Here is a 7,276-nt window from a genome sequence, read left to right on the forward strand (position 1 = left end):
CCACCAAGTCGCGGCCCGCGCCCGTGTCCGCGGCCGTCCCGGTCGTGGCCGAGGCGCCCGGCGAGCAGCAGGCCGACGAGCCGACGCCGGAGCCGCAGGAGCCGACGGAGGCGACGGAGGCGCCGGTGGACGCGGACGTCAAGGACGCCCCGGCCGGTGCCGATGCCCAGGACGAGCAGCCCGCCACGGACGACGCGACCGCGCCCACCCGCTGACCGGCACGAGCACAGGGGCGACGTGACGGACGACAAGGCGGCCGCATGGCGCGAGCAGAGGCGCGCGGCCGCGGCGGCGCACGGCGAGCTGCTGGCCGACCGACAGCGCGCCGAGTCCGCGCGGGCGCAGGAGCTGATCGACGCGTTCGTGCGGCGGGCGCTCGCGTCCGGTCCGTCGCCCGTCCCGCTCATGGCGCGCAGCTACGACGGGCGCGCGCACTACCGGACTCCTCTGACCGGCTGGTACCTGCGGCGCGACGAGACCGTCGCGATCGACACCGAGGGCCGGTTCTACGTCCTGACGGCGCCGTCCAGCCTCACGGCCCGGCTCCGTGGCGTGACCCCCGAGCCGTCCGCTCCCCCGCTGGTGATCGGAGCCGGCGGCAAGGACGGCGAGTCCCTCGACATGGCCGACGCGCTGGCCCGCGTCCTGGCCCGATGACCCGCCGGCGGTAGGTCCCCGCCCCTCGTCGCGCGCGCGACCAGCCTCCGTGGGAGGGTCGCAGTGGCAGAGCGGCTGTGGACACCTGGGGGCGTCGGCGCATGACCGAGATCGAGCACATCGTCGTCATGGGTGTGGCGGGGTCCGGCAAGACCACCGTCGCCCTCCTGCTGGCCGAGCGCCTCGGGCGCCCCTACGCGGAGGCCGACGAGTTCCATCCGCCGGCCAACATCGCGAAGATGTCCGCCGGCGAGCCGCTCACCGACGAGGACCGGTGGCCGTGGCTGCGCGCGATCCGGGACTGGATGACCGAGCAGTCCCGCGCCGGGCAGAGCGCCATCGTCACGTGCTCCGCGCTCAAGGTCGCGTACCGGGACCTGCTGCGACAGGCCGAGGGGCGGGTGCGGTTCGTGCACCTGGCCGCCGGCGCACCGCTGCTCGCGGAACGCATGGAGCACCGGTCCGGGCACTTCATGCCGACGTCGCTCCTGGCCTCGCAGCTGTCCACCCTCGAGCCGCTGACCGACGCCGAGGACGGCCTGACGCTGTCCGTCGAGGCGCCGCCCGACGCCGTGGCCGACCATGCGCTGGCCGCCCTGCACCTCGCCGAGGAGCGCTCGTGATCACCCAGCAGCTCGTCTCCGCGGCGGCGGAGGGCGTCAGCGAGACGCAGCTCGTCGTGGCCGCGATCGTCGGCATCCTCGTCATCGTCGCGCTCATCGTGGGCCTGAAGATGCACCCGTTCCTGGCCCTGACGCTCGGGGCCGGCGTGCTGGCGGTGCTGGCGGGCATCGCCTACACGGACGCGTTCAGCAGCTTCGTGGACGGCGTCGGCACGACCGTGGCCGGGGTCGGGCTGCTCATCGCGCTCGGGGCGATCATCGGCAAGCTGCTCATCGACAGCGGTGGTGCGGACTCGATCGTGGACGCGATCCTCGCGCGCACCGCGGTCCAGCGGCTGCCCTGGGCGATGGCGCTCATCGCCTTCGTCATCGGGATCCCGCTCTTCTTCGAGGTCGGCGTCGTCCTGCTCATCCCCGTGGTCATGCTCGTCGCCAGGCGGTCGAAGCTGTCGATGATCGCGCTCGGCATCCCCGCCCTGGCCGGCCTCTCCGCACTCCACGGGCTCGTGCCGCCGCACCCCGGGCCGCTCATTGCGATCGAGGCGCTCGGCGCCGACCTCGGCACGACCCTGGGCCTCGGGCTCCTGGTGGCCATCCCCACCGTGATCATCTCCGGCCCGCTGCTGGCCAAGCCGCTCGGCCGGTGGGTCGTCCTGCCACCGCCCGAGGTCTTCCTGGGCGAGGCGCGCACGGACGAAGACACCCGGCGACCGAGCTTCGGCGTCGCACTCATGGTGGTCCTGATGCCGGTCGTGCTCATGCTCCTGCGGACGGTGGTCGAGGCCGCCGGCGTCGGGGACTCCACGGCCGGCCAGGTGCTCGTGTTCCTGGGCACGCCGCTCGTCGCGCTGCTCATCACCACGCTGGTGGCCATGGTGGCCCTCGGGACCGCGCTCGGCAGCACCAGGGCCCAGGTGAGCAAGCTGGTGGACTCGTCGTTCGCCCCGATCGCCAGCATCCTGCTCATCGTCGCCGCGGGTGGCGGGTTCAAGCAGACGCTCGTCGACTCCGGAGTCGGTGACGTCATCGCCGGCGGGATCGAGGACGCCGCGATCCCGCCGCTGCTGGCCGGCTGGCTGGTCGCCGTGCTCATCCGGCTGGCGACGGGATCGGCCACGGTGGCCACGATCACCGCGGCCGGCATCATGGCCCCGCTCGCGACGGACCTCTCGACGACCCACGTCGCCCTGCTCGTGCTGGCCATCGGTGCCGGGTCGGTCTTCCTCAGCCACGTCAACGACGCCGGGTTCTGGCTGGTCAAGGAGTACTTCAAGATGACCGTCGGCCAGACGTTCAAGACCTGGTCGCTCATGGAGACGGTCCTGTCGGTGACCGCGCTGGTCTTCGTGCTGCTGCTCAGCCTGGTGATGTAGCGCCCTGGGCCAGCTCGGCGAGCGCCTCGGCGACGACGTCCGGCTGCTCGACCGACGACAGGTGACCCGCCTGCGGGACGACGACGAGCCGCCCGTGAGCGGCGGTCCCCACGAGGTGCTCGGCGGCCTCGACGGGGGTGACCGTGTCCTCGTCGCCGACGACCACGACGACAGGCCCGTCGAACGCCCGCAGCACCTCCGTGCGGTCCGGCCGCGCGGCCATCGCCCGCTGGGACCACGCGATCCCGGCGGGCTCCTGCTGCTCGATCCAGGCGGCGACCTCGGCGGCGACCCGCGGCTGCGCGGTGCGGGTGGTCTCGCCCAGCAGCGACGACGCCATCGCGCGGACCGGCTCGACCGAGCGCGTCGCCTCCGCCTCGTCGGCGATCCGGAGCCGGTTGGCGCGCGCCTCGGGGGCGTCCGCCGTCGACTTGGTGTCGACCAGGCCGAGCGCCGCGACGAGGTCCGGGTGCCGCTCCAGGAGCGCCAGCGCGACGTAGCCGCCCATGGACAGCCCGGCGACGACCGCGCGGTCGACGCCCGCCGCCCGGAGCTCCGACGCGACCAGGTCGGCCGAGGCGTCCAGCGACGGCTCGGGCAGGTCCGACGCGTGTCCCGGCGTCCCCGGCAGGTCCACGGCGTGCACCGGCCGGCCCGGCGGGATCCGACGGGCGACCTCGTCCCACATGCGGTGGTCGAGGGGGAAGCCGTGCAGAAGGACCAGCGGCAGGCCGTCGCCCTCGGAGCGGTAGGTGTGCAGGCTCATGCGTCGTCCTTCGCCGTCGTGCTCGGACCGGTCCAGTGCGTCGGGAGCGGGACCGGGTGGTCGGTGCGGACGTGGGCGACGATCTCGTCCAGCACGCGCCGGACGGCCGACTCGCCCACCCAGAGGTGCTTCGCGCCGTCGACGCCGATGACCTCCGCCTGCGGCACGCGGGCGAACCGGCGCCGCGCCTCGGCCGGGCGCAGGTAGTCGTCGAGCTCCGGGACCAGCACCACCAGCGGCTTGCCGAACGCGGCCCAGGCGTCCAGGTCCGCGTCGCCGGCGCGGTGCAGGGGCGGCGACAGCAGGATCGCGCCCTCGATCGACGGGTCCCGACCGTGCATGAGGGCCAGCTCGGTGCCGAACGACCAGCCGACCAGCCAGCGGCGGGGCAGGTCGTGGAACTCGGCGAACTCGATCGCGGCGTGCACGTCGTACTGCTCGCCCACGCCACCGTCGAACGCGCCACCGCTGGTGCCCCGCGGGCTGACCGTGCCGCGCGTGTTGAACCGGAGCACCGCGAGGTCCGCCAGGGCGGGCAGCCGCCAGGCGGCCTTGCGCAGGACGTGCGAGTCCATGTAGCCGCCGTGCGTCGGCAGCGGGTGCAGGGTGACCAGCGTCGCGACGGGGGGTCGGTCGGCCGGGCGGGCCAGCTCTCCGACGAGCGTGAGGCCGTCGGCGGTGTGCAGCTCGACGTCCTCGCGCGCGGCGGGCAGGACGGTCAGCGAGCGGATGAGGCCGGGGTCGGAGGTGTCCGTGGCGTCCGTGGTGTGCGTGGTCATCGGGACGAGCCTAGGACGCCCTCGGCCAGCGCACCCGCGAGCTCCAGCACGTCGGCGACGCCGTCGTCCGCGTTCGAGGCGCAGCGCCGGGTCGCCGCCGCGAAGACCGCCGGGTGGGCGTTGCCCATGGCGAACGAGGTGCCGGCCCAGCCGAGCATCGACAGGTCGTTCGGGGCGTCCCCGACCGCCCAGACGTCCGCGGGGTCGATCCCGCGCGCCGCCGCCCAGTCGGCGAGCGTCGCGGCCTTGGTCACCCCCGGGCCGGAGATCTCCCCGAGCCCGGACGCGCCGGAGTCGGCGACGATGCCCAGGTCGCCGACCACGACCGCGAGCTCGTCGCAGAACGTCGGAGTGACCAGTCGCGTGGAACGGACCAGCAGCTTGTAGGTCGCCGGACGCAGGAGCTCCTCGATGCGGACGGCCACCGGCGTGCCCGGCGGCTCGTCGTGCGGGTAGCGGAACCGCGGCTCCTGGGCGAACCCGTCCACGCTCTCGGCCGCGAGGTGCACGGCCTGCGGCCCGCCCCAGGCGGCGCGGACGCGCTCCGCGATCCGGGCGACCACCTCGGGAGACATGCCGCGCTCGGCGAGGACGCGACCCGTGCCGACCTCGAGGACCGCGGCGCCGTTCGCGCAGATGGCCACGCCGTGACCCGCGACGTGCGGCGCCAGCTGCTGCAGCCAGCGTGGCGGCCGGGCGGTGACGAACACGACCTCGACGCCGGCGTCGGCGGCCCGCACCAGGGCGGCTGCCGTGCGCGGCGAGACCGTGCCGTCCGGGCGCAGCAGGGTGCCGTCCAGGTCCGTGGCGACGAGCCGAGGTGCGCGCGTCATCGGCGGGTCGGTCCGCGTCGGGCGCGCGCCTGCCAGCAGGAGGCGTGCCAGTGCCGGCGGTCGTCGAGCGCCTCGCCGAACAGCCCGTCGGACCGCCAGGCCACGACGTGCGGGGTGCCGGCGCTCACCAGCTGGTCGCAGCCGGGGCAGCGGTACTCGCGGTCCGACCCGCGCACCCGCTGGACCACCCACTCGCCGTCGGGTCCGGACTCCGACTGCCGGCCACCCGTGGCGCGATCGAGGTCGACCTCGACGTGCTCCGCGCCGTACGGCCGCTTCGTCGATCGTCGTCCCACCCCCTCATCCTCCCCCACGCCTCCCGGTGCGTGCTCAATCACAACGTCCGAGCAAGTGAGCGCCAGGGCAGCCACTTGCTCGGACGTTGCGGTGGAGGGTGGGTCAGAGAGCGGCGGACTCCGGGGTCGGGATCGTGCGGGTGCGCAGGAGCTCGCGGTACCAGCGGCCCGAGTCCTTCACCGTGCGCTCCTGGGTGTCGTAGTCGACGCGGACCACACCGAAGCGCCGGTCGTACCCGTAGGACCACTCGAAGTTGTCCAGCAGCGACCACACGAAGTAGCCCCGGACGTCGGCCCCGCGGTCGACGGCCTCGCCGACGGCGTCGATGTGGTCGTGCAGGTAGGCCACGCGGTCGGCGTCGTGGACGCGGCCGTCGGCGCTGACCTCGTCGTAGAACGCGGCGCCGTTCTCCGTGATGGCCATGGGCACGCCCGGGTAGCGGTCGTGCACCTCGAGGAGCAGGTCGACGAGGCCCTGCGGCTCGATGTTCCAGCCCATCGCCGTGTGCGGGCCGGGCTGCGGGAGCCACTCGACGTGCGTGGCGCCGACCCACGGGCTGTTCTCGGACGAGCGGTGCCCGTCCGGGCCGGGGGTGCCGTCGCCGCCCGCGGGGACGCCGTGCTTCACGCGACCGGTGGAGTAGTAGTTGATGCCGAGCAGGGCGAGCGGGACCTTGATGAGGTCCAGGTCGCCCTCCTGCACGAAGGACCAGTCGGTGATGTCCTCGGTGTCCGCGAACACCTCCTTGGGGTACTCGCCGTCGAGCATCGGGCGCAGGAACACCTCGTTGGCGATGGTGTCGATGCGGCGCTTGGCCTCGACGTCCTCCGGGGAGTCGGTCGCGGCGCGCGTCACGTGCAGGTTCAGCGTCACCGAGATCGGGGTGTCCTGGCCCAGCACGTCCTTGATCGCGCGGCCGGCCAGCCCGTGCGCGAGGTTGAGGTGGTGCACAGCCGCGAGCGCCGTGGCGTTGTCGGTCACTCCCGGCGCGTGCACGCCGGACGCGTACCCGAGGAACGCGGAGCACCACGGCTCGTTGAGCGTGGTCCACAGGTGGACCCGGTCCCCGAGCACCTCGGCCAGCTTGCGGGCGTAAGCCTCGAACTGGAGCGCGGTCTGCCGGTTGGCCCAGCCGCCCTCGTCCTCGAGCGGCTGCGGGAGGTCCCAGTGGTAGAGCGTCACGACGGGCTTGATGCCGGCGGCGATGAGCTGGTCCACGAGGTCGCTGTAGAAGTCGAGCCCGGCCTGGTTGAACTCGCCGGAGCCGGTGGGCTGCACGCGGGGCCAGGCGATCGAGAACCGGTAGGCCTGCAGGCCCAGGTCCTGCATGATCGCGACGTCCTGCGGGACCCGGTGGTAGTGGTCGACCGCCACGTCCCCGGTGTCACCGTCGAGCACCTTGCCAGGCGTCCGGGAGAACGTGTCCCAGATGGAGGGCCCGCGGCCGTCCTCGTCGAACGCCCCCTCGATCTGGTACGACGCCGTGGCCGACCCCCAGAGGAAGTCGGCGGGGAACTGGCGTCCGGAGGGGCGCGAGATGGTCATGTGCGGGTCCTTCGAGTCGAGCGGACGGGTCAGCACGGGGGCTCGGACGGCTGGACGGCGGCTGCGCCGATCCTGTCCCGGCCACTCCTGTGCGGTTGTCGAAACGATACGATACATGGGGTGGGAACGCTCCCGCCACCCCTGGCGGGGCCACTCAGACCGTCAGTTCGACCGATCCTTGATCGACTGCCGCATCGGCCCCGGCCTCGCCGAAGCCGAGACGCACCCGCCACGGGCCGGACGCGTGGCGCGCCTCCACGCGCACCGACCCGCCGTCGCGGTGCACGACGAAGGTCGTCGGCTCCCCGCCGTCCGGTGCCGGCACCGTGGTCACGGACCGGTGCCCGTCGACCAGCTCGACCAGGTGGAGCGTGACCCCGTCGGCCCAGGCGTAGTCCGGCCG

Annotated in this window: 8 protein-coding genes and 2 pseudogenes; 4 read left to right on the forward strand and 6 right to left on the reverse strand. The window is 73.8% G+C overall.

The window, feature by feature from the left end; genetic code table 11:
- From RYN42_RS18810 to RYN42_RS18825, 4 genes and pseudogenes are all read left to right on the forward strand, one after another.
- Positions 1-215 (forward strand): annotated as a pseudogene (locus tag RYN42_RS18810) (calcium-binding protein); the annotation flags it as partial.
- A 22-nt stretch (positions 216-237) separates the two neighbouring features.
- Positions 238-657, forward strand: coding sequence for a hypothetical protein (locus tag RYN42_RS18815; RefSeq protein WP_315098710.1), 420 nt, complete (start codon positions 238-240; stop codon positions 655-657).
- A gap of 101 nt (positions 658-758) precedes the next feature.
- A complete protein-coding gene (locus RYN42_RS18820) occupies positions 759-1,280 on the forward strand; it encodes a gluconokinase (protein WP_315098713.1) in 522 nt (173 codons plus the stop codon).
- A complete protein-coding gene (locus RYN42_RS18825) occupies positions 1,277-2,653 on the forward strand; it encodes a gluconate:H+ symporter (protein WP_315098716.1) in 1,377 nt (458 codons plus the stop codon). The genes RYN42_RS18820 and RYN42_RS18825 overlap by 4 nt, the downstream gene beginning before the upstream one ends.
- Here the strand turns inward: RYN42_RS18825 and RYN42_RS18830 are convergent.
- From RYN42_RS18830 to RYN42_RS18855, 6 genes and pseudogenes are all read right to left on the reverse strand, one after another.
- Positions 2,637-3,419, reverse strand: coding sequence for an alpha/beta hydrolase (locus RYN42_RS18830; protein ID WP_315098719.1), 783 nt, complete (start codon positions 3,417-3,419; stop codon positions 2,637-2,639). The genes RYN42_RS18825 and RYN42_RS18830 overlap by 17 nt on opposite strands.
- Complete coding sequence (locus RYN42_RS18835) at positions 3,416-4,198, reverse strand: alpha/beta hydrolase (protein ID WP_315098722.1); 783 nt, start codon at positions 4,196-4,198, stop codon at positions 3,416-3,418. The genes RYN42_RS18830 and RYN42_RS18835 overlap by 4 nt, the downstream gene beginning before the upstream one ends.
- Positions 4,195-5,031 (reverse strand): HAD-IIB family hydrolase, encoded by an 837-nt coding sequence (locus RYN42_RS18840; protein WP_315098725.1) that lies wholly within the window; start codon positions 5,029-5,031, stop codon positions 4,195-4,197. The genes RYN42_RS18835 and RYN42_RS18840 overlap by 4 nt, the downstream gene beginning before the upstream one ends.
- Entirely contained in the window at positions 5,028-5,327 is a 300-nt protein-coding gene (locus RYN42_RS18845; RefSeq protein ID WP_315098728.1) for a hypothetical protein, read from the reverse strand. Before RYN42_RS18845 ends, RYN42_RS18840 begins: the two co-directional genes overlap by 4 nt.
- A 103-nt stretch (positions 5,328-5,430) precedes the next feature.
- Positions 5,431-6,873: a GH1 family beta-glucosidase gene (locus RYN42_RS18850; RefSeq protein WP_315098730.1), complete on the reverse strand. Its 1,443-nt coding sequence runs from the start codon at positions 6,871-6,873 to the stop codon at positions 5,431-5,433.
- 154 nt (positions 6,874-7,027) lie between these two features.
- Positions 7,028-7,276, reverse strand: a pseudogene (locus RYN42_RS18855) (alpha-xylosidase); the annotation flags it as partial.

It is taken from the genome of uncultured Cellulomonas sp. (assembly GCF_963527515.1).
Taxonomy (GTDB): Bacteria; Actinomycetota; Actinomycetes; order Actinomycetales; family Cellulomonadaceae; genus Cellulomonas.